General features: G+C 50.3%; 1 rRNA gene. It reads left to right on the forward strand.

The annotated features are described in order from the left end of the window. Positions 1-108 (forward strand): 23S ribosomal RNA (locus ETC02_RS17270); the annotation flags it as partial. Between the last annotated feature and the right edge of the window lie 184 nt (positions 109-292).

The raw sequence follows: 292 nt of genomic DNA on the forward strand, positions 1-292 counted from the left end.
GCGTCAGGCGGGTAAGATCCCTCGAAGATGACGAGGTCGATAGGTCCGAGGTGGAAGCGTGGCGACACGTGGAGCTGACGGATACTAATCGATCGAGGGCTTAACCTAGAAAAGCGGAGGCGAGCGGCGGCGAGCCGGAGCTAGACAATGAAAAGTGAAAGCGCCGCGGCTTCTTCCGACGGTTATCTAGTTTTGAAGGAATGACTTTCCTTCTTGACAACATTTATTTTTTAAGTATAATAAATGATGTCGAAACTGAATCGCTTGCCTAGTGGTGATAGCGGAGGGGAAA

It is taken from the genome of Geobacillus sp. DSP4a, assembly GCF_013096875.1.
Classification (GTDB): Bacteria; Bacillota; Bacilli; order Bacillales; family Anoxybacillaceae; genus Geobacillus; species Geobacillus thermophilus.